At 68.5% G+C, this 20,185-nt stretch carries 16 protein-coding genes and 1 pseudogene; 8 read left to right on the top strand and 9 right to left on the bottom strand.

Annotated elements, in window-relative coordinates; genetic code table 11:
* The first annotated feature begins 201 nt into the window (after positions 1-201).
* The 4 genes from AOZ53_RS21585 (at position 202) to AOZ53_RS21600 (ending at position 5,693) form a co-directional block, all read left to right on the top strand.
* Positions 202-1,956 carry a PAS domain-containing sensor histidine kinase gene (locus AOZ53_RS21585; RefSeq protein ID WP_025138923.1) on the top strand — a complete coding sequence of 585 codons (1,755 nt, stop codon included), beginning with the start codon at positions 202-204 and terminating at the stop codon, positions 1,954-1,956.
* On the top strand, positions 1,953-2,579 hold the full coding sequence (locus tag AOZ53_RS21590) for a response regulator transcription factor (protein ID WP_006219003.1): 627 nt from the start codon (positions 1,953-1,955) through the stop codon (positions 2,577-2,579). Before AOZ53_RS21585 ends, AOZ53_RS21590 begins: the two co-directional genes overlap by 4 nt.
* On the top strand, positions 2,576-3,427 hold the full coding sequence (folD, locus tag AOZ53_RS21595; RefSeq protein ID WP_054489260.1) for a bifunctional methylenetetrahydrofolate dehydrogenase/methenyltetrahydrofolate cyclohydrolase FolD: 852 nt from the start codon (positions 2,576-2,578) through the stop codon (positions 3,425-3,427). The genes AOZ53_RS21590 and folD overlap by 4 nt, the downstream gene beginning before the upstream one ends.
* A gap of 199 nt (positions 3,428-3,626) precedes the next feature.
* The gene (locus tag AOZ53_RS21600) at positions 3,627-5,693 is read left to right on the top strand and encodes a M3 family metallopeptidase (protein ID WP_054489262.1); all 2,067 of its coding nucleotides are present in this window, start codon (positions 3,627-3,629) and stop codon (positions 5,691-5,693) included.
* A 144-nt stretch (positions 5,694-5,837) separates the two neighbouring features.
* Here the strand turns inward: AOZ53_RS21600 and AOZ53_RS21605 are convergent, their stop codons facing one another.
* Entirely contained in the window at positions 5,838-6,575 is a 738-nt protein-coding gene (locus tag AOZ53_RS21605) for a class I SAM-dependent methyltransferase (RefSeq protein WP_197286506.1), read from the bottom strand.
* 221 nt (positions 6,576-6,796) lie between these two features.
* On the opposite strand from AOZ53_RS21605, the gene AOZ53_RS21610 reads away from it, so the two are divergent.
* Together AOZ53_RS21610 and AOZ53_RS21615 are read left to right on the top strand one after the other, a co-directional pair.
* Positions 6,797-7,411 (top strand): SCO family protein, encoded by a 615-nt coding sequence (locus AOZ53_RS21610; protein ID WP_054432000.1) that lies wholly within the window; start codon positions 6,797-6,799, stop codon positions 7,409-7,411.
* A gap of 143 nt (positions 7,412-7,554) precedes the next feature.
* Positions 7,555-7,807, top strand: a pseudogene (locus AOZ53_RS21615) (GlsB/YeaQ/YmgE family stress response membrane protein).
* A gap of 73 nt (positions 7,808-7,880) precedes the next feature.
* On the opposite strand, the gene adeC reads toward AOZ53_RS21615, so the two are convergent.
* Genes adeC through AOZ53_RS21630 form a run of 3 tightly spaced genes read right to left on the bottom strand, consistent with a single transcriptional unit; the run spans position 7,881 to position 13,758 of the window.
* A complete protein-coding gene (gene adeC, locus AOZ53_RS21620) occupies positions 7,881-9,371 on the bottom strand; it encodes an AdeC/AdeK/OprM family multidrug efflux complex outer membrane factor (RefSeq protein ID WP_054489264.1) in 1,491 nt (496 codons plus the stop codon).
* A complete protein-coding gene (locus AOZ53_RS21625) occupies positions 9,368-12,550 on the bottom strand; it encodes an efflux RND transporter permease subunit (protein ID WP_054478982.1) in 3,183 nt (1,060 codons plus the stop codon). The genes adeC and AOZ53_RS21625 overlap by 4 nt, the downstream gene beginning before the upstream one ends.
* A 14-nt stretch (positions 12,551-12,564) precedes the next feature.
* Positions 12,565-13,758, bottom strand: a complete 1,194-nt coding sequence (locus AOZ53_RS21630; protein ID WP_054432004.1) for an efflux RND transporter periplasmic adaptor subunit — start codon at positions 13,756-13,758, stop codon at positions 12,565-12,567.
* Positions 13,759-14,094: 336 nt separating this feature from the next.
* Here AOZ53_RS21630 and AOZ53_RS21635 point away from each other — a divergent pair, with 336 nt between their 5' ends.
* Positions 14,095-15,000: a LysR family transcriptional regulator gene (locus tag AOZ53_RS21635; protein ID WP_054489266.1), complete on the top strand. Its 906-nt coding sequence runs from the start codon at positions 14,095-14,097 to the stop codon at positions 14,998-15,000.
* Between the two features lie 89 nt (positions 15,001-15,089).
* Here the strand turns inward: AOZ53_RS21635 and AOZ53_RS21640 are convergent, their stop codons facing one another.
* Entirely contained in the window at positions 15,090-15,821 is a 732-nt protein-coding gene (locus AOZ53_RS21640) for a pseudouridine synthase (protein ID WP_054489268.1), read from the bottom strand.
* A 129-nt stretch (positions 15,822-15,950) separates the two neighbouring features.
* Here AOZ53_RS21640 and AOZ53_RS21645 point away from each other — a divergent pair, with 129 nt between their 5' ends.
* Positions 15,951-16,574 carry a chorismate--pyruvate lyase family protein gene (locus AOZ53_RS21645; RefSeq protein ID WP_369815886.1) on the top strand — a complete coding sequence of 208 codons (624 nt, stop codon included), beginning with the start codon at positions 15,951-15,953 and terminating at the stop codon, positions 16,572-16,574.
* A gap of 19 nt (positions 16,575-16,593) precedes the next feature.
* On the opposite strand, the gene AOZ53_RS21650 is transcribed toward AOZ53_RS21645, so the two are convergent.
* The 4 genes from AOZ53_RS21650 to AOZ53_RS21665 all read right to left on the bottom strand — a co-directional run bounded on the left by AOZ53_RS21650 (position 16,594) and on the right by AOZ53_RS21665 (position 20,183).
* Positions 16,594-18,006, bottom strand: coding sequence for a DHA2 family efflux MFS transporter permease subunit (locus AOZ53_RS21650; protein WP_054489270.1), 1,413 nt, complete (start codon positions 18,004-18,006; stop codon positions 16,594-16,596).
* A gap of 48 nt (positions 18,007-18,054) precedes the next feature.
* The gene (locus tag AOZ53_RS21655) at positions 18,055-18,753 is read right to left on the bottom strand and encodes an SDR family oxidoreductase (protein WP_054432008.1); all 699 of its coding nucleotides are present in this window, start codon (positions 18,751-18,753) and stop codon (positions 18,055-18,057) included.
* A gap of 124 nt (positions 18,754-18,877) precedes the next feature.
* Positions 18,878-19,477: a TetR/AcrR family transcriptional regulator gene (locus AOZ53_RS21660; protein ID WP_054432009.1), complete on the bottom strand. Its 600-nt coding sequence runs from the start codon at positions 19,475-19,477 to the stop codon at positions 18,878-18,880.
* A 169-nt stretch (positions 19,478-19,646) separates the two neighbouring features.
* Positions 19,647-20,183: a YaeQ family protein gene (locus AOZ53_RS21665; RefSeq protein ID WP_054432010.1), complete on the bottom strand. Its 537-nt coding sequence runs from the start codon at positions 20,181-20,183 to the stop codon at positions 19,647-19,649.
* Positions 20,184-20,185 lie beyond the last annotated feature (2 nt).

Consider the following 20,185-nt stretch of genomic DNA (forward strand, 5'->3'; position numbering starts at 1 on the left):
CCGGCATTCTAAGAAAGAAGATTAACCGGTCGCAAGGAAAATTTCATGTTGCGGTACGGCATTTCATAATGCGAAAATATGAACGCAAGCTGAAAAGAACGGAAGGCACTTTTTTAGCCCATCCCCCTTCCGACGGGCTTGATTCCCGGCAATTCCCCGCCGACACGCACTAAAATGCCCGGTCTATCCGGCCCGAATTCCATGTCCAGCGCGCCCAAGTCCAATATACCCACGCCGTTCCACGACCACGCCCGCACGCGCCGACGCGGGGTGTACTGGGTCACGCCCGCGATGGTGCTGATCCTCTATATCTGTGTGATGGGGGTGTTCTTCTGGTTGCAGCGCATCCATGACGACAGCGTCATGTTCGTGACCATCGACCAGGAAATGCGGCAGCAGCGCCTGATCTGGGTGGTGCTGGCGCTGTCGTGCGTGATCGTCATCAGCCTGCTGATGCTGTGGCGCTATACGCGCTTCCGTTCCGCCGCCGAGGCCGCCCTGATCGCCGAGACCGGTTTCCGCCGCGCCATGGAGAACTCCATGTCCACCGGCATGCGCGTGCTGGATATGGAAGGCCGCATCGCCTACGTCAATCCGGCCTTCTGCCGCATGATCGGCTGGAACGAGGCCGACCTGATCGGCCGCAGCCCGCCCTTCCCCTACTGGGTGCCTGGCCGCCACGAACAGCACCAGCACACCCTGGACGTGCTGATGTCCGGCAAGACGCCCAGCAGCGGCCTGGAAGTCGAGGCCCAGCGCCGCGACGGCTCGCGCTTCACGGCGCGCATGTACGTGTCGCCGCTGCTCGACCCCAACGGCAACCAGATCGGCTGGATGACGTCGATGACCGACATCACCGAGCCCAAGCGCATCCGCGAGGCCCTGACCGCCGCGCACGAGCGCTTCATGACGGTGCTGGAAGGCCTGGACGACGCCATCTCGGTCACCGCCGACACCCACGACGGCCTGGAGCTGCTGTTCGCCAACCGCACCTACCGCCGCGTGTTCGGCGCCCAGACCGGCGGCCACGACGAGCTGCTGGCCGGCCGCCGCGGCCGCTTCACGGATGAATCCGTGGAAGTCTTCGCGCCCTCGGTGCAGCGCTGGTTCGAAGTGCACCACCGCATGCTGGCCTGGACCGACGGCCGCCGCGTGCGCATGCAGGTGGCGCGCGACATCACCGAGCGCCGCGGCCACGAAGAAGCCTCGCGCGTGCAGCAGGAAAAGATCCAGCTCACCAGCCGCCTGACCACCATGGGCGAGATGGCCTCGTCGCTGGCGCACGAACTGAACCAGCCGCTGACCGCCATCGCCAACTACAGCATGGGCGCGGTGGCGCTGGTCAAGGCCGGCCACACCAGCCCCAACATGCTGCTGCCGGCACTGGAAAAGGCCGCCTCGCAGGCCGAGCGCGCCGGCAAGATCATCAGCCGCATCCGCGAATTCGTGAAGCGCAGCGAGCCGCGCCGCCAGCGCGTGGCGATCGGCCGCATCGTCGACAACGCCATCGGCTTCGCCGAGATCGACGCCCGCAAGCGCCGCATCCGCATCGACAGCTTCGTGCCATCGAACGCCCCGGACGTGCTGGCCGACCCGATCCTGATCGAACAGGTGCTGCTGAACCTGCTCAAGAACGGCCTGGAAGCCATGGAAAAGAGCGAGTCCGACGAGCTCAAGGTGGCCGTGATCCTGCACGAGCAGCACATCGAGGTCGCGGTGGTCGACCGCGGCCATGGCCTGGCCGAGCCGGAGCGCCTGTTCGAACCCTTCTTCAGCACCAAGACCCAGGGCCTGGGCATGGGACTGAATATCTGCCGTACCATTATCGAATCGCACCACGGCCGCCTCTGGGCGGACCCGAACCCCGCCGGCGGTACTATTTTCCGCTTTACCCTGCCCTGCGCTGCGTCTCAGACGCAGGCTCAGAATGATCAGTCCGAGGAGTTGCACGCATGAACACGCCCCACCTGTCGAGCACGGTATTCATTGTTGATGACGACGAAGCGGTCCGCGATTCGCTGCGCTGGCTGCTTGAAGCCAACGGCTACCGCGTCCGCGCCTACGCCAGCGGCGAGTCGTTCCTGGAAGACTACGACGCCAGCCAGATCGGCGTGCTGATCGCCGACGTGCGCATGCCCGGCATGAGCGGCCTGGAACTGCAGGAACAGCTGATCGCCCGCAACGCCCCGCTGCCCATCGTCTTCATCACCGGCCACGGCGACGTGCCGATGGCCGTGTCGACCATGAAGAAGGGCGCCGTCGACTTCCTCGAGAAGCCGTTCAACGAATCCGATCTGCGCGAAATCGTGGCGCGCATGCTGGAGCAGGCCACGCAGCGCGTGAGCAAGCACCAGGCCCAGAAAGACCACGAAGCCATGCTGGCGCGCCTGACCGCGCGCGAGCAGCAGGTGCTGGAGCGCATCGTCGCCGGCCGCTTGAACAAGCAGATCGCCGACGACCTCGGCATCAGCATCAAGACCGTCGAGGCGCACCGCGCCAACATCATGGAAAAACTTGAAGTGACCACCGTTGCCGACCTGATGAAAGTGGCCCTGGCCAAACCCGAGGCACACGCATGACCGCTAGGATCATCGACGGCGCCGCCCTGTCGCAGCGCATTCGCGAAGAAGTCGCCCAACGCGTCGCCGCCCTGGCCGCCAAGGGCACCCGCCCCGGCCTGGCCGTGGTGCTGGTGGGCGAAGACCCCGCCTCCCAGGTGTACGTGCGCAACAAGGTCGCGGCGTGCGAGAAGGCCGGGCTGCATTCCATCAAGGAGCAGTACCCCGCCGACATGACCGAGGCCGAACTGCTGGCCCGCATCGACAAGCTGAACCGCGATCCGTCCATCCACGGCATCCTGGTGCAGCTGCCGCTGCCCAAGCACATGGACGCGCACAAGGTCATCGAAGCCATCGCCGCCGAGAAGGACGTGGACGGCTTCCACGTCAGCAACGCCGGCCTGCTGATGACCGGCCAGCCGCTGTTCCGCCCCTGCACGCCCTACGGCGTGATGAAGATGCTGGAATCGGAAGGCGTGGCCCTGCGCGGCGCCGAGGCCGTGATCGTCGGCGCCAGCAACATCGTCGGCAAGCCCATGGCCATGCTGCTGCTGGCCGCCGGCGCCACCATCACGATCTGCAACTCCAAGACCCGCGACCTGGCGGCCCAGACCCGCCGCGCCGACGTGCTGGTGGTGGCCACCGGCAAGCCCGGCATGATCGACGGCTCGATGATCAAGCCCGGCGCCGTCGTCATCGACGTGGGCATCAACCGCGGCGCTGACGGCAAGCTGTGCGGCGACGTCGATTTCGCCTCCGCCAGCCAGGTGGCCGGCGCCATCACCCCCGTGCCGGGCGGTGTCGGCCCCATGACCATCGCCATGCTGCTGGTCAACACCGTCGAAGCGGCGGAACGGGCCGCCGCCTGAAGACCGGTCCCGCGCCCCGCCGTGGCACCCCTGTGGGTTTGTCCCGCGCCCTCCCGGAGGGCCGGTGGGGCAAACCCACAGTCGTTTCGGGGGCCGCGCCCTTGCTTTTGGCCCGATCGCCCCAACCTGATTCCCATGCCCGCCGGCCGTATCGCCTCGATCCCGCGCCGCCCGCCCCTCTCACGCAATTGGTAACACCATGACCCAGAATCCCCTGCTCGCCCCCGTCTCAGAACTGGTCGACTACCAGGCGGTCAAGCCCGCGCACGTGGTGCCCGCCATCGAGGAACTGCTGGGCATCGCCCGCCAGGCCGTCGACCATGCCGCCGATCCGGCGCTGGCGCCCACCTGGGAAGCCGTGGTCGAGCCGCTGGATACCGCCTCCGAACGGCTGTGGCGCGCATGGTCGGTAGCCGGCCACCTGAACGCCGTGGTCAACACCCCCGAGCTGCGCGAGGCCTACAACGCCGCCCTGCCCCTGGTGACCGAGTTCTCGACCTGGGTCGGCCTGCACGAAGGCCTTTACCAGCAGTACCAGCGCCTGGCCGCCGCGCCCGATTTCGCGTCGTGGTCGCCGGTGCGCCGCCGCATCGTCGAGATGGCCCTGCGCGACTTCCGCCTGAGCGGCGTCGAACTGCGCGGCGCCGACCGTGAACGCTACGCCGTCATCTCCGACCGCGAGGCGCAGGCCTCGCAGAAATTCTCCGAGAACGTGCTGGACGCCATCGACGCCTGGTCGCTGCGGATCGAGGACGAGGCCCGCCTGGCCGGCATCCCCGCCGACGTGCAGGCGGCCGCGCGCGCCGCCGCCGAGGAAGACGGCCAGCCGGGCTGGAAGCTGACGCTGAAGATGCCCTGCTACCTGCCCGTCATGCAGTACGCACAGGACCGCTCGCTGCGCGAGGCGCTGTACCGCGGCTACGGCACGGTGGCGTCCGAACAGGGCGATGCCCAGTTCGACAATTCGCCCCTGATCGAGGAACTGCTGTCGCTGCGCGCCGAGGAATCCACCCTGCTGGGCCTGGGCACCTTCGCCGCGCTGCGCCTGCAGACGCGCATGGCGCGCGACGCCAAGGAGGTCACCACCTTCCTGCGCGACCTGGCCGCCCGCGCCAAGCCCTACGCCCAGCGCGACCTGGCCGAGCTGAAGGCCTACGCCGCCGCCGAGCTCGGCCTGGCCGAGCTGCAGCCTTGGGACGTGGCCTATGCCTCCGAGCGCCTGCGCGAGTCGCGCTACGCCTACTCCGAAGACGAGGTGAAGCAGTACTTCACCGAGCCGCGCGTGCTGGCCGGCCTGTTCGAGGTCATCGAGACCCTGTTCGACGTGCGCCTGGCCGAAACGCCGGTGTCGTCGTGGCATGCCGACGTGCGCGGCGTGCGCGTCGAAAGCCCCCAGGGCGACCTGATCGGCTACCTCTACCTGGACCTGTACGCCCGCGCCGGCAAGCAGAGCGGCGCCTGGGTCGACAGCGAGCGAACCCGCCGCGTGGTTGCCGGCCACGTGCAGACGCCGATCGCCTACCTGACCTGCAATTTCTCGCGCCCCAACGGCGACCGCGCCGCGGTGCTGACGCACGATGACGTCATCACCCTGTTCCACGAAACCGGCCACGCCCTGCACGCGCTGCTGTCGGAAGTGGACGAGCCCGGCGCCGCCGCCTTCGCCAGCGTCGAATGGGACGCCATCGAACTGCCCTCGCAGTTCATGGAGAACTTCTGCTGGGAATGGGCCGTGGTGCAGAAGCTGTCGGCCCACGTCGACAGCGGCGAGCCGCTGCCGCGCGCGCTCTACGACCGCCTGGTCGCGGCCCGCAACTACCAGAGCGGCATGCAGACCGTGCGCCAGATCGAGTTCGCGCTGTTCGACATGCTGATGCACGACCGCGCCAAGGGCGCCAGCATCGCCGAAGTGCTGGCTCTGCTACAGGAAGTGCGCGCCGAGGTCGCGGTGCTGTTCCCGCCCGCCTGGCACCGCCTGCCGCATGCTTTCTCGCACCTGTTCGCGGGCGGCTACGGCGCCGGCTACTACAGCTACAAGTGGGCCGAGGTGCTGTCCGCCGACGCCTACGAGGCGTTCGAGGAAGCCGCGGCAAAGCAGGCTGGCAACGCCCTGGGCACGCTCGATCCGGCCACCGGCGCGCGTTTCCGCCGCGAAGTGCTGGCCGTCGGCGGCTCGCGCCCCGCGGCCGAGTCGTTCGCGGCCTTCCGCGGCCGCGCCCCGCGCATCGACGCCCTGCTGCGCCACAGCGGCATGAGCGCCGCCTGACCGCGCCGCGCCCGCAAGACACGACGGCCCGCCTCGCGCGGGCCGTTTTTCATGCGGTGGCGGCGGCAACAGGCCGCCGCCACCGCGCCGCGCCTGGCGACCGATGGCCGGCCAGTTCAAGGCGCCATTGAATCTCGACGCGCCCTAGGCCGGCCGCCGCGCCGACACCACCAGCCAGCGCCCGTGCACCGATGGGTCCGATCCGGCCTGGCGCCAGAAGTGGCGGCTGTCCTCGTCCTGCGCGTGCTTGACGCGGGTCTGGCAATAGCGCCGCGCCGGCCAGCCCAGCATGCGCTCCAGCCAGCCGCGCCGCCCGGCTTCCGCGACGTGGTGCAGGGTGATGTCGCCAAAGCCGTGGCGCGCCAGCAGCAGGTGCAACTGCGCGAAGCCCCAGGGCAGCACCGCGGCGCGCGCGCCGGCGTCGGCGCGGCCCGCGCCGGTCCACGGATCCGCGTGAAAGCCTCGCAGCAGCGCCTGCAGCCGGCCGCGCACATGCCAGGCATTGGGCGCGGTCAACACCAGCGTGCCGCCCGGCCGCAGGACGTCGCGAAAGCCGCGCACCAGCAGGCCGGGGTTGATCGCGCGGTGGATGGCTTCGCTACAGACCACCGCGTCGTACGCCACGGTGGCGGGCAACGGCGTTTCCAGATCGTGCACGGTCAGGCGCCGGTAGCCGTTGGCCGGCGCCGGCAGCGTGGCCGGACCGATACCGTCCACCTCGACCAGGCGTCCGGTCGCCGGGCGCGCCATGTCGCCCAGCCAGCCGCGGTCACAGGGCGCGTCCAGCACGCTGTCGGCCAGCCGGCTGCGCAGGATGTCGAGCACCACCGGGTAATACGGAAAATAGGGATAGCCCAGCGCGGGATTGGCCGTGGCATTCATGGAGGGCACCTCGCCGGTCACTGACAAGGCCCTGAATGTACCGATCCGCGACGGCCGCGTGGGCCGATTTGCCAGATCCCCAACAATATTCCGACAAAGCTTCACAACTGCGCCCCGCCCTGCCTTGCGCCAGGACAAGCCCGGTGCTGGGCGACCCGGCGGCCGCCCCGTCGCCTGCGGGTAGAATCGACGGGTTTATCCCTCAACCGGCGATGGAACCCATGCGACACCTGATTACCGGCCGCGCCTGGCGCGGTCTGCTGTTGGCCTTGTGCATGCTGCTTGCCGCCTGCGGCGACCGCAATGTCGATTGGACGCTCTACAACGTCAAGGGCCACCTGCCCGACCTGAAGTTCTCGCTGCCGGGCGCCGGCGGCAAGACGGTCAGCAGCGATGACCTCAAGGGCAAGACGGTGCTGCTGTTCTTCGGCTACGCCAGTTGCCCCGACATCTGCCCGACCACCATGGCGCAGTTGACGGCGGTGCTGCAGAACCTGGGCGACAAGGCGCGCGACGTGCGCATCCTGTTCGTCAGCGTCGACCCGCACCGTGACACGCCGGATATCCTGCAGGCCTACGTCAACGCCTTCAACAGCAACGCCATCGGCGTCACCGGCAACGAAAAGCAGGTGGCCGACCTGGCGCGCCGCTACCGCGTCGCCTACCAGATCGAGAAGCCCCGTCCCGGCGACGACCCCGACCAGTACGAAGTGACCCACAGCCGCGGCGTGTATATTTTCGACAACCAGGGCCGCGCCCGCCTGCTGGCCTCGGACACCGACAGCATCGAGGCGATGACCAAGGACCTGCGCCAGCTGATCGACCTGACCTCGTGAGGCCGCCTGCAACATTGCTGCATCGACGATGCGGCGCAGCATGTTGCGCCCTTGCCCCACACACCAGTTGTTACAGCGCCGCCGCCGCGTGCATGAGTAATATCGGGGCACATCGCCCCTTTACCCTCGCAAGGAGTACGCGCATGAGCATCATCATCATGATCATCGTTGGCTTCATCGTCGGGCTGCTCGCCCGCGCGATCATGCCCGGAGACCAGAACATGGGGATCATCATGATCCACCATACTGGGCATCGTGGGCGCGGTCGTGGCCGGCTTCCTCGGCCAGAAGTTGGGCTGGTACGCCCCGGGCGAACCGGCCGGCTGGATCGGATCGATCGTCGGCGCGATCATCGTGCTGTTCGTGGTCGGCCTGATCGCCAAGAAGCGCGCCTGACGCCGCGGCGCACGCATCAAGCAAAGCGGGCCGATCTTTCGATCGGCCCGCTTTTTTCATGCCGCGATGACGCTCAGCCCGGCTGGCCGGCGCCCGCGGGCGCCGCGTCCGGCGCCGGCTGCGCGGCCGTGACGGTGCGCTCGGTCCAGCCGCCGCCCAGCACCTTGTACAAGGTCACCAGGTTGGACAGGCGCGACAGGCGCGTGTTGACCAGCGTCTGCTGGGCGTTGTAGAGCGAACGCTGCGAATCCAGCACCGTCAGGTAGTCGTCGATGCCCTGGCGGAAGCGCTGCTCGGACAGGTCATAGGCGCGCTGGTTGGCGGCCACCAGCAGTTGCTGGGCCTGGATCTGCTCGTCCAGCGTGCCGCGCCCGGCAAGGGCGTCGGCCACTTCGCGAAAACCGGTCTGGATGGTCTTCTCGTACTGCGCGACCTGAATGTTCTTCTGCACCTTGGCCAGGTCCAGGCCCGCCAGCAGCGAGCCGCCGGCGAAGATCGGCACCGTGATCTGCGGCACGAAGCTCCAGGCGCCGGAGCCGGCGTTGAACAGTCCGCCCAGGCTGGCGCTGGCGGTGCCGGCGTTGCCCGTCAGGCTGATGGTCGGGAAGAACGCCGCGCGGGCCGCGCCGATATTGGCGTTGGCGCCCTTGAGCTGGTGCTCGGCCGCGCGGATGTCCGGGCGGCGCGCCAGCAGTTCGGACGGCAGGCCGGCCGGCAGCGCGGTCGGCAGCATGCCGTCGTCGAGCTTGACGGCGCTGTCCAGCGACGCCGAGAGTTCCGGCGACAGCGGCTGACCCACCAGCAGCACCAGCGCATTGCGATCCTGGGCCGCCTGGCGCGTGTATTGCGACAGGTTGGCCTGCGCGGTGCGCAGCGACACTTCGGCCTGGCTCAGGTCCAGCGCGGTGGACAGGCCCTGGTCATAGCTCTGCTGGGTGAGCTTGTAGGAATCTTCCTGGCTCTTGAAGGTGCCGCGGGTCAGGTTCAGCAGTTCCTGGTCGGCGCGCAGCGTCAGGTAGGCGTTGGCCACCTCGGCGATCAGCGTCAGCTGCGTCGCCGTGCGGGTCTCGTCCAGCGCCAGGTACGATTCGAGCGCCTTGTCGCTGAGGCTGCGGATGCGGCCGAACAGATCCAGCTCCCACGAGGACAGCGCGGCGCCGACCTGGTAGTTGTGGCTGGTGGTGGCCTGGCCGCTGGGCGACAGGTCGGCCGGCGTGCGCTGGGCCGTTTCCTTGCCGGCGATGCCGACGCTGGGCATCAGGTCGGCGCGCTGGATGCGGTACTGCGCCCGCGCCGCCTCGACGTTCAAGGCCGCCACGCGCAGGTCGCGGTTGTTGGCCAGCGACTGCTCGATCAGCTGCTGGAGCAGCGGATCGGCGAAGAAGTCGCGCCAGCCGATGTCGGCCGTGGCCACGGCGCCGGCGGCGTCGGCCTTGTAGGCCGGGCCGGTCGGATAGGCCGACGAGACCGGCGCGTCGGGCCGTTCGTAGGTCGGGGCCAGCGAGCAGCCCGCCAGGGCCGCCGCCAGGGAAAGGGAAACCAGGGTTCTCATCTGCAGCTTCATTGCGGTTTTCCTTCGACGGACACGTCCTGCGCGTCGTTGGCGCTGGGGTCGTGCGGGTCGCGTCGCGCGCTCATGCGTTCCACCTTGAACAGGCGCAGCATGATCACGAAGAACGCGGGGACGAAGAAGATGGCCAGGAAGGTCGCGGTCAGCATGCCGCCGATCACGCCCGTGCCGATGGCGTTCTGGCTGCCCGAACCGGCGCCCGAGGAGATCGCGAGCGGCACCACGCCCAGGATGAACGCCAGCGACGTCATCAGGATCGGGCGCAGGCGCTGGCGGGCGGCGTGGATCGCCGATTCCGTCAGGCTCGCCCCGGCCTCGTAGTGCTCCTTGGCGAACTCCACGATCAGGATGGCGTTCTTGGCCGCCAACCCGATGGTGGTGAGCAGGCCCACCTGGAAGTACACGTCGTTGGACAGGCCGCGCAGCAGCGTCGCCCCCAGCGCCCCGATGATGCCCAGGGGCACCACCAGCATGACCGCGGACGGAATCGTCCAGCTTTCATACAGCGCCGCCAGGCACAGGAACACCACGATCAGCGAGATCGCGTACAGCGCCGGCGCCTGGGCGCCCGACAGGCGTTCTTCGTACGACATGCCGGTCCATTCGAAACCCACGCCCACCGGCAGCTTGCTGGCGATGCGTTCCATTTCGTTCATGGCCGCGCCCGAGCTGTAGCCCGGCGCCGCCTGGCCCTGGATGTTGTAGGACGGCACGCCGTTGTAGCGGTTCAGCTTCTGCGGGCCGAAGCTCCAGGTGGCCTTGGCGAACGCCGAGAACGGCACCATGTCGCCATTGCTGTTGCGCACGTACCATTTGTCCAGGTCGTCGGGCAGCATGCGCGCCGAGGCCTCGCCCTGCGCGAACACCTTCTTGACGCGGCCGCGGTCGATGAAGTCGTTGACGTACGACGAACCCCAGGCGGTGGACAGCGTGCTGTTGATGTCCGAGACGGACACGCCCAGCGCCCGCGCCTTTTCGCGGTCGATGTCGAGCTGGTACTGCGGCGCGTCCTCGATGCCGTTGGGGCGCACGCCCTGCAGGATCTTGCTCTGCGCCGCCTCGCCCAGCAGCTGGTTGCGCGCGGCCAGCAGTTTTTCATGACCCACGCCGGCGCGGTCCATCAGCTGGAAGTCGAAACCGTCGACGTTGCCCAGTTCCATCACCGAGGGCGGCGGCACCACGAACAGCTGGGCGTCGCGCTCGGTCTTCCTGAAATGGGCGTTGGCGCGCGCCGCCACGGCGGCCGCCTTGAGATTGGCGGCGCCGCGGTCTTCCCAGTCGCGCAGCTTGATGAACAGGATCGAGGCGTTCTGGCCGCGGCCGCCGAAGTTGAAGCCGTTGACCGCGAACACCGAGGTGACCGCATCCTTCTCTTCGGTCAGCAGGTAGTTGGTGGCCTCGTCGATGACGGCCTTGGTGCGTTCGGCGGTGGCGCCGGCGGGCGTCTGGATCTGGGCGAACAGGATGCCCTGGTCTTCGCCCGGCAGGAACGCGGTCGGGATGCGGGTGAACATCCAGCCCATGGCGATGACGATGGCCAGGTACACCACCATCAGGCGCTTGGTGCGGCCCAGGCCGCGCGCCACGGTATTGGCATAGCCGTGGCTGCTGCGGTCGAAGGCGCGGTTGAACCAGCCGAAGAAGCCGCGCTTGGTGCCATGGTGGCCCTTGGGAATCGGCTTGAGCAGCGTGGCGCACAGCGCCGGCGTGAAGACGATGGCGACGATCACCGACAGCACCATCGAGGACACGATGGTGATGGAGAACTGGCGATAGATCACGCCGGTCGAGCCGCCGAAGAAGGCCATCGGGATGAACACCGCGGCCAGCACCATGGCGATGCCGATCAGCGCGCCGGTGATCTGGGTCATGGACTTGCGCGTGGCCTGCTTGGGCGTCAGGCCCTCCTCGGCCATCACCCGCTCGACGTTTTCCACCACCACGATGGCGTCGTCCACCAGCAGGCCGATGGCCAGCACCATGCCGAACATGGTCAGGGTGTTGATGGAATAGCCGAACGCCGCCAGCACGCCGAAGGTGCCCAGCAGCACCACCGGCACCGCCAGCGTCGGGATCAGCGTGGCGCGGAAGTTCTGCAGGAACAGGTACATCACCAGGAACACCAGGATGATGGCTTCCACCAGCGTCTTGAACACTTCCTCGATCGACAAGCTGACGAACGGCGTGGTGTCGTACGGATAGACGACGTCCATGCCGGGCGGGAAATACGGCTTCAGGTTGTTGATGGTGTCACGCACCGCCTGCGCCGTGTCGAGCGCGTTGGCGCCCGGGGCCAGCTTGATCGCCAGGCCCGAGGCGGGCTTGCCGTTGTAGTAGCTGTCGATGGCGTAGGTCTGGCCGCCCAGCTCGATGCGGGCGACGTTGGCCAGGCGCACTTGCGAGCCGTCGGTGTTGACCTTGAGCAGGATGCGGCCGAAGTCTTCCGGACGCTCCAGGCGCGAGGGGCCGATGATGGTGGCGTTCAGCTGCTGGCCACGCACCGCGGGCAGGCCGCCCAACTGGCCGGACGAGACCTGGACGTTCTGTTCCTTGATGGCGTTGACCACGTCGACCGTGGTCAGGCCGTAGTTCACCAGCTTGGCCGGATCCAGCCAGATGCGCATGGCGTACTGCGAGCCGAACAGCTGGAAGTCGCCCACGCCCTGGGTGCGGCTGATGGGATCCTGGACGTACGAGGCGACGTAGTCGGCCAGGTCGTCCTTGGTCATCGTGCCGTCGGTGGACACGAAGCCCGCCACGATCAGGAAGTTCTTGGTGGCCTTGGTGACGCGGATGCCCTGCTGCTGCACTTCCTGCGGCAAGAGCGGCTGCGCCAGCGACAGCTTGTTCTGCACCTGCACCTGGGCGGTGTCGGGGTTGGTGCCCTGGCGGAACGTCAGCGTGATGGACATGCTGCCGTCGGAGTTGCTTTCCGAGGAAATGTACTCCAGGCCGTCAAGGCCGTTCATCTGCTGTTCGATCACCTGCACCACGGTGTCCTGCACCGTCTGCGCCGAGGCGCCCGGGTAGGTCACCGCGATGCCGATGGCCGGCGGCGCGATATTCGGATACTGCGAAACCGGCAGCTTCAGGATGGACAACGCGCCGGCCATCATCAGCACGATCGCGATCACCCATGCGAAGACCGGTCTATCGATAAAAAACTTTGCCATGCAAGGCTCCCTGACTACTGCTTGGCCGCCGCGGCGCCCGCCTGCGGTTGCTGCGCCGGCTTGGCGCCGGCTTCCGTGGCCACCACCTCGACGCCCGGGCGCACCATCTGCACGCCTTCCACGATGACCTTTTCACCAGCCTTCAGGCCGTCGGTGACCAGCCACTGGTCGCCAATGGCGCGGTCGGTCTTGAGTTCACGCAATTCGACTTTGTTCTCGGCATTGACCACGAGCGCCGTCGGCAGGCCGCGCTGGTTGCGCGTCACGCCGCGTTGCGGCACCAGCAGGCCGTCGGCGGCGACGCCGTCGACCAGGCGGGCGCGCACGAACATGCCCGGCAGCAGGCGGCGGTCCGGGTTGGGGAACACCGCGCGCAGCGTCACCGAGCCGGTGCCCTGATCGACCGTGACTTCGGAGAACTGCAGCTTGCCCTGCTGGGTGTATTGCGAGCCGTCTTCCAGCGTCAGCGTGACCAGCGCGGCCTGCTCGCCCTCGGCCTTCTTGAGCTGGCCGCTGGCGAGCGCGTTCTGCAGGCGCAGCAGTTGCACGCTGGACTGCGTCACGTCGACGTAGATCGGATCGATCTGCTGCACGGCGGCCAGGGCCGTGGCCTGGTTGGCGGTGACCAGCGCGCCTTCGGTGACCGAGGAGCGGCCGATGATGCCGTCGATCGGCGACAGCACCTTGGTGTAGACCAGGTTGATGCGCGCGGTGTCGAGCGCGGCCTTGGCCGACAGCACGTCGGCGACGGCCTGGTCGCGCGAGGCCACGGCGTTGTCGTAGGTCTGCTGGCTGACGGCGCGGGTGGCCACCAGCGGCTTGTAGCGCTCGGCCAGCAGCGCGGCGGTCTTCTGCTGCGCCTGGGCGCGCGCCAGGGCGGCCTTCTGGCTGTCGAAGCTGGCCTGGTAGAGCGCGGGGTCGATCTGGTAAAGCTGTTCGCCGGCCTTGACCTCGCCGCCCTCGGTGAACAGGCGCTTCTGCACGATGCCGTTGACCTGCGGCCGCACTTCGGCGACGCGGAACGGCGAGGTGCGGCCCGGCAATTCAGTGGTGAGGGAAACCGGTTTGGTGGTCAGAGTGACGACCGTCACCTGCGGCTTGCCCGCCTGGGGCGCGTCCTGCTTCTTGCCGCAAGCGGCCAACGTCAGGGCCGATGCCGTCAGCGTAAGCACCGCCGCACCGCGCCACATCGCGCTTTTCTTGTTCATAGATTGCATTCCCGATTTCCAACTAAAAAGGTAGCCTCACGCCCGCCCGCCGGGGCCTGCGCCCACAGGGAGACCGCGGCGGCCGCCGGACATCTGGCGGCAACAACGGCGCGACCCGAACCGTGCATCGGTTCGGCTCGTGAGGATTGACTGGGGTGTGGTTTCGCCTCAGACATTCAGGCAGGGCATCGACGCTTTGCTGCATTGCAGAATTCGCATTTTGCGTTATCCCGCCCGAGAAACAAAGAGGCATATTGAGAAAACATCATTCCAGATATGGGACAATAAATCACCCCATCGTGTGACAGAATCCCTTCCATGAAACGTCTACAAGGCATGGAGCTCTTCGTGGAGGTCGCCAAGACGCACAGTTTTAGCCGTGCGGCGGCCGCCCTGGGAGTGCCCAAATCGACATTGTCTCGCCAGGTGGCCGAATTGGAACGGTCCGTGGGCCTGCGCCTGCTCAGCCGCACCACCCGCAAGGTGGAGCTGACCGACGCCGGCCGGCTGTACTTCGAACGCTGCCAACGCATCGTCGCCGAGGCCCAGATCGCCCACGAGGAACTGCAGAAGCTGGTCGACACGCCGTCGGGGCCGCTGCGGGTGAACATGCCAGCGGATTTCGGTACGGACTTCCTGGCCGAATCGTTCATGGAATTCTCGCGCCGCTATCCCGACGTCACCTTTTTCCTGGACCTCGCCAACCCGGACCACGCCCAGCGCGTGTTCCAGACCTGCGATATTTCCATCGAGATCGGCGACCTGCCCGACTCGACGCAGATCGCGAGGCTGCTGGGCATGCTGCCCGCCCATCTGTACGCCTCGCGCGAATACCTGGAGAAGCACGGGGAACCCAGGCACCCCAGCGACCTGACCCGCCACGAGTGCATCGAGTTCCGCGCCGAAGGCGCCGGCCGCGTCACCCGCTGGCCGCTGAACAGCGGCGACCAGCACATCCAGTTCACGCCCGGCAACCGCTTTTCCGTCAACGGCGTGGCCATGGCCCGCCGCCTGGCGATGCTGGGCGCCGGCATCACCGTGCTGGTCGGCGGCCAGACCGCCGAGCAGAAATCGGGCCAGCTGCGGCGCGTGCTGCCGGACTGGCAGCTGGGACCGTTCCTGGTGTATGCCGTCACGGAAACCCGGCTCTTGCCCGCCAAGACCCGGATCTTCATCGAATTCCTGATGGAGCGCCTGGGCGGGGACGGGCAGGCGAAGGATACCGCGCCATTCATGAAATGACGGCGGCTCGGAAACAGACTGAAAAATTTGCTCGCGGCCGGTAGGCCCCGGCGCGGCATGCGCGCGGCGGCCCCGGACCGCCGTCCCGATCAGAAGCGTTCGTCGTCGCGCAGGTAGCGCCACTGCCCCAGCGGCAGGTCGCCCAGGGCCACGCGGCCGATGCGCACGCGCTTCAGGCCCACCACTTTCAGGCCCACCAGTTCGCACATGCGGCGGATCTGGCGCTTCTTGCCTTCGCGCAGCACGAAGCGCAACTGGTCGTGGTTCTGCCAGCGCACCTGGGCCGGCTTGAGCGCCTTGCCGTCCAGCGACAGGCCGTGGTTGAGCAGCGCCAGGCCGTTCTCGGACAGCTCGCCCTGCACCCGCACCAGGTATTCCTTGTCGATGCTGGAGTCTTCGCCGATCAGCAGCTTGGCCACGCGGCCGTCCTGTGTCAGCACCAGGAGGCCCTGCGAATCGATGTCCAGCCGCCCGGCCACGGCCAGGCCGTCCAGGTGGCCGCGCTCGAAGCGGTGCGAGCTGCGGTCGCCGGCAAAGCGCGACCGCGCGTCGATCAGCGCCACCGCGGGCGTGTAGCCCTTTTCGGCCTGGCCCGAGACGTAGCCGACCGGCTTGTTGATGAGGATGGTGACGCGCGACGTCTGGCGCGCCTGGGCGGCGCGTTCCAGCGTGATGACCTGGTCGGGGAAGGCGCGCGCGCCCAGTTCGGACACCACTTCGCCGTCGACCCGCACCCAGCCGCGTTCGATATAGCTGTCGGCCTCGCGGCGCGAACAGAGTCCACGCTCGGACATGAGCTTGGAGATTCGTACTTTTTCCATGGCCGGTATTGTATGCGGAGCGCACCCCGCGTCCCCAGGCGGCGGCGCGGGCCGATGCGGGGGCCTGCGGCAATCGGCCACAGGGGCCGGCATCGAACCGGCGCCCCGGCCTTGGCATAATACGCAGCCATGATGACCTCAGCAGCAACACATCGTCCTCCCCTCGCGGCAGGCTGGCTGGCCAGCGCGCCGCCGCGCCTGTCGCTCACCCAGCGCCACTGGCTGTTCCGTCCCGGCGCCCTGACCGCCGGCCTGCGCCAGGTCGGCCAGGTGCGCCTGCGGGTGCTGGCCGAATACGCCGACGGCGCGCCGGCCGACGAGGCCCGCGCCATGCGCATCGCCCCCGGCGCGCCGGTGTGGGTGCGCGAGGTGCTGATGTCGGTCGACGGCATCGACAGCGTGCCGGCGCGCAGCCTGACGCCGCTGCGCGCCTCGCACGGCGCCTGGCAAGGCATGCGGCGCCTGCTGACGCGACCGCTGGCCGACATGCTTTACCACGACAGCACCGTGGTGCGATCGCCGTTCGCCTGCCGTCTGCTGGCCTCGCCGGTGCCGTTCCACGCCACCGCCGCCGGCGTGCTGGTGCGCAATGGCCGCGAGCGCGACGCGCAGCGCGTCTGGGCGCGGCGCTCGGTGTTCTGGCGCCAGGGCCAGCCGCTGCTGGTGGCCGAGTGCTTCCTGCCCGACTTCTGGACCCTGCAGGCGGGCCGTCAGGCCCCGCCCCTGGTGCCGCACCAGCGCACCCCGCGCTGACCGGCCCGCCGCGCCGCGCTCAGGCATGCGCGGGACGCGGCCGGGTATCCACCGCCAGGCACAGCAGGGCCGTCAACAGCGCCAGGCCGACGTGGCCCAGGTACAGCGGATCGAAATCGGCATGGCTGAGCGCGCCCTTGCCCAGCAGCAGCACGGTCAGCGCCACGCCCAGCACCGCGCCGATCTGGCGCGTGGCCTGGTTGACGGCGCTGCCGACCGCGTAGTGCTGCGGCGGCAGGCGGTTGACCGCAGCGCCGGCCAGCGACGGCAGCACCAGGCCCACGCCCAGCCCGCTCAGGATCAACCCGGGCAGCCAATGCGCCAGATAGGCGGGCTCGGCGCCCGGCACCAGCAGGAACCACAGCCCGCTGGCGGCGTACACCAGTGACCCGCCCACCAGGAACGGGCGATGGCCCAGGCGCGCGGCCAGCTTGCCGGTGATGATCGCGGTCGGCATCACCAGCAGCGGCCCCGGCGTGACCGCCAGGCCGGCCTTTGGCAGGCTGTAGTGCCAGACCCCGGTCATGTAGAAGAAAAAGGCGAAGAACATCATCGCGAAGGCGATGCCGAAGCTGAGCGTGGCCAGGTTCACGTAGCGATAGGTGCGGTGCTTGAACAAGGCCAGGTCGACCAGCGGATGCGGCGTGGTGCGGGCCCAGCCGACGAAGGCCGCCAGCGACACCAGCCCCATCGCCGCCACCATCCACAGCTCGCCGCGGCTCCAGTGCGGCGATTCCGACTGCACGATGGCCAGCGCCACCGCGCCCACCGCCACCATCAGCAGGGCCATGCCCACGCCGTCGACCCGGCGGCGCGCCTCGGGCCGCACCGATTCCTTGAGACGGCCGGCGCCGAACCACAGCGACAACGCCCCCAGCGGCAGGTTGATGTAGAACGCCCACGGCCAGCCCGCGGCATCGACCACGAACGCGCCCAGGCTGGGGCCGACCGCCGCCGCCAGCGCGGCCACGGCGCCCCACAGACTCACCGCCACCGAGCGCTGCGAGGCCGGGAACGCCGCCAGCACGATCGACAGCGAGGCCGGCGTCAGCAGCGCCGCCCCCACCGCCTGCGCCACGCGCGCCGCGATCAGCCAGCCGACCGTGCCGGCCAGGCCGCAGGCGGCGGACGAGGCCAGGAACAGCAGCACCCCGATCATGAACATGCGCTTGCGCCCGTGCGTGTCGGCCAGGCCGCCGGACGGGATCAGCATGGCCGCGTAGACCACGGTGTAGGCATTCAGCACCCACGACATGTCGGCGGCCGAGGCCTCGGGAAAGCCGGCGCGCATGGCGCTGAACGCGGCGTAGAGCATGGTCGCGTCGAGCGAGGCCAGGAACACGGCGACGCTGGCGATCCAGAAGATCGGCCAGGGCGACGCGGCCGCGGACGGCGAGGCGGCGGAAGCCGCGGGGGTGGCGTGGGAGTGCATGGCGGTCGGGCTTGGAGGAAACGAGGGATCGGAAGGAAAAGGAGCGGCTTACGCCAGCAGATAGGAGGCCGGGCTGGCCGACAGGCCCTGCTTGACCTGGCGCGTCGCGTCATCGGCCAGCACTTCCTCGGCGCCGGCCTCGAGTGCGTCGAAGGCCTGGACCACGACGTCCTCGGGCGCGAGCTTGGGCGCGTCCAGGTCGCGCGTCAGGTCGGTATCCACAAAGCCCATGTGCAGGCCCAGCACCTGCGTGCCCTGCTCGCGCAGTTCGTGGCGCAGGCCGTTGGTCAGGGCCCAGGCGGCCGACTTGCTCATGCCGTACACGCCCAGGCGCGGCCGGTTGATCCAGCTGGCGATCGACAGCACGTTCAGCAGCGCGCCGCCGCCGTTGGCCGCGAGCGCCGGCGCGAACGCCTGGGCCACGCGCAGCGAGCCCAGCAGGTTGGTTTCCAGGTGGCGGCGCGCCGATTCGATGCTGTCCTCGGCCAGGAAGCCGCCGATGGCGGCGATGCCGGCGTTGTTGATGACCAGCGTCACATCCTGGGCCAGCGCGGCCGCGGCGGCCACGTCCTGGTCGCTGGTGACGTCGAGCTTGATGGCCTGCACGCCCGGCAGCGTGACGCTGGCCGGATCGCGCGCGCCGGCGTAGACCTTGCGGGCGCCGCGGGCCAGCGCCTCGCGGGCGAAGGCCAGGCCGATGCCGCGGTTGGCGCCGGTGATGAGGACGGTGGCGTTCTTCAATTCCATGATGGATCTCCTGGGTGCTGCATTCGGGTTGTGGCCGGTGATGCCGGCCGGTTATATAAATATGATGATCATCATATTTACGATGGAAAGAATGGCCGCGCGATGCGGCCTGGGATGAACCGGGTCAGTGCGACGCTTGCCGCCCCTCGCTGTCGTATTGCGCCAGGATGGACTCGCGCGCCGCCGCCAGCATGGCGCGGCCCTGCGCGTTGTCGCCCAGCGCGCGCGCCAGCTGGATGGCGCCCACCAGATTGCTGGTGACCGCCATGGCGACGTGCGGCGCGGCGTCGGCCGGCAAGGCCCGTCCGACCACCTCCACCAGGCCCTGCACGCGGCTGGCGGACATCTCACGCACCTCGGGCGACTGGCGCGGCATCTCGGACGCCAGCGCCGAAATCGGGCAGCCGCCCTCGCAGCTGGTCAGGTGGGTCTCGGACAGGTAACTCTCGACCAGGGCGCGCAGCGGGCTGGCGCCTTCGGCGCGGCGGCGCGCCATGCCCTGCGTCATGCGGGCGGCGCCATCGCGGCCGGCGCGTTCCATCGCCGCCACCAACATGGCGTCGCGCGACGGGAAATGGGCGTAGAAGCCGCCGTGCGTCAGCCCGGCTTCCTTCATGACGTCGGCCACGCCCACGCCGGCATACCCCTCGCGGCGGATCGCGCGCGCGGCCGCGTCCACGATGCGCTCGTGCGACAGCTCTTTACGGGAAGCGGGGCCGGCCATGGTCGGGACTCCTTTAATATGATGCCCATAATATAAATCCGCCCCGCGCACTTTGCACGCCTTTTTTGTTGCGGCGCACTAATTGCCGTGGCCGCCCAGGACGGCAAACGGCCGGCCGCGGAAAGCCGGGCCGGCCGTTGGAAAAACGGGGACAAAAAGCCTGGCGGCGTCAGCGCCAGATTTCGGGCTCGATGCTGACTTCGCCCTTGTCGGCCGAGAAATACACCACCCCGTCCGAGATATTGGCGTTCAGCTGCATGGTGCGTTCGGCCAGGCTGGCCAGGGCGCGGGTCTGCTCGGACGGCAGGTTGATGACCTTCAGGTTGCGGGTGCGCTCGAGCTTGTTGCGCACGCCGTCCCACCAGATCTTGCTGGCGGAGCCGCCGTAACAGTAGATGATGACCTGTTCGGCGCGGCCGCAGGCGCGCAGAATGCGGCGCTCTTCGGGCTGGCCGACTTCGATCCACAATGTGATGGCGCCGGTCAGGTCCTTGACCCACAGGTCCGGCTCGTCGGTGTCGCTCAGGCCCTTGGTGAAGGCCAGCTCTTCCTGCGCGTGCAGCGCGTAGGCCACCATGCGCACCATCATGCGCTCGTCGGTTTCGGAAGGATGGCGGGCGACCGTCAGCGAGTGGCTGCCGTAGTAGTGCCGATCGGTGTCGGCCACGTTGAGGTCGGCCTTGTAGATAGTGGCGCGCAGGGCCATGG

The sequence above is a fragment of the Achromobacter sp. 2789STDY5608621 genome (assembly GCF_001299375.1).
In the GTDB taxonomy this organism is placed as follows: domain Bacteria; phylum Pseudomonadota; class Gammaproteobacteria; order Burkholderiales; family Burkholderiaceae_B; genus Achromobacter; species Achromobacter insuavis.

Bases quoted from the DNA above. Each gene is read 5' to 3' on its own strand.
- AOZ53_RS21585 (WP_025138923.1), top strand. From the start codon at position 202: ATGTCCAGCGCGCCCAAGTCCAATATACCCACGCCGTTCCACGACCAC.
- AOZ53_RS21590 (WP_006219003.1), top strand. From the start codon at position 1,953: ATGAACACGCCCCACCTGTCGAGCACGGTATTCATTGTTGATGACGAC.
- folD (WP_054489260.1), top strand. From the start codon at position 2,576: ATGACCGCTAGGATCATCGACGGCGCCGCCCTGTCGCAGCGCATTCGC.
- AOZ53_RS21600 (WP_054489262.1), top strand. From the start codon at position 3,627: ATGACCCAGAATCCCCTGCTCGCCCCCGTCTCAGAACTGGTCGACTAC.
- AOZ53_RS21605 (WP_197286506.1), bottom strand. From the start codon at position 6,575: ATGAATGCCACGGCCAATCCCGCGCTGGGCTATCCCTATTTTCCGTAT.
- AOZ53_RS21610 (WP_054432000.1), top strand. From the start codon at position 6,797: ATGCGACACCTGATTACCGGCCGCGCCTGGCGCGGTCTGCTGTTGGCC.
- adeC (WP_054489264.1), bottom strand. From the start codon at position 9,371: ATGAAGCTGCAGATGAGAACCCTGGTTTCCCTTTCCCTGGCGGCGGCC.
- AOZ53_RS21625 (WP_054478982.1), bottom strand. From the start codon at position 12,550: ATGGCAAAGTTTTTTATCGATAGACCGGTCTTCGCATGGGTGATCGCG.
- AOZ53_RS21630 (WP_054432004.1), bottom strand. From the start codon at position 13,758: ATGAACAAGAAAAGCGCGATGTGGCGCGGTGCGGCGGTGCTTACGCTG.
- AOZ53_RS21635 (WP_054489266.1), top strand. From the start codon at position 14,095: ATGGAGCTCTTCGTGGAGGTCGCCAAGACGCACAGTTTTAGCCGTGCG.
- AOZ53_RS21640 (WP_054489268.1), bottom strand. From the start codon at position 15,821: ATGGAAAAAGTACGAATCTCCAAGCTCATGTCCGAGCGTGGACTCTGT.
- AOZ53_RS21645 (WP_369815886.1), top strand. From the start codon at position 15,951: ATGATGACCTCAGCAGCAACACATCGTCCTCCCCTCGCGGCAGGCTGG.
- AOZ53_RS21650 (WP_054489270.1), bottom strand. From the start codon at position 18,006: ATGCACTCCCACGCCACCCCCGCGGCTTCCGCCGCCTCGCCGTCCGCG.
- AOZ53_RS21655 (WP_054432008.1), bottom strand. From the start codon at position 18,753: ATGGAATTGAAGAACGCCACCGTCCTCATCACCGGCGCCAACCGCGGC.
- AOZ53_RS21660 (WP_054432009.1), bottom strand. From the start codon at position 19,477: ATGGCCGGCCCCGCTTCCCGTAAAGAGCTGTCGCACGAGCGCATCGTG.
- AOZ53_RS21665 (WP_054432010.1), bottom strand. From the start codon at position 20,183: ATGGCCCTGCGCGCCACTATCTACAAGGCCGACCTCAACGTGGCCGAC.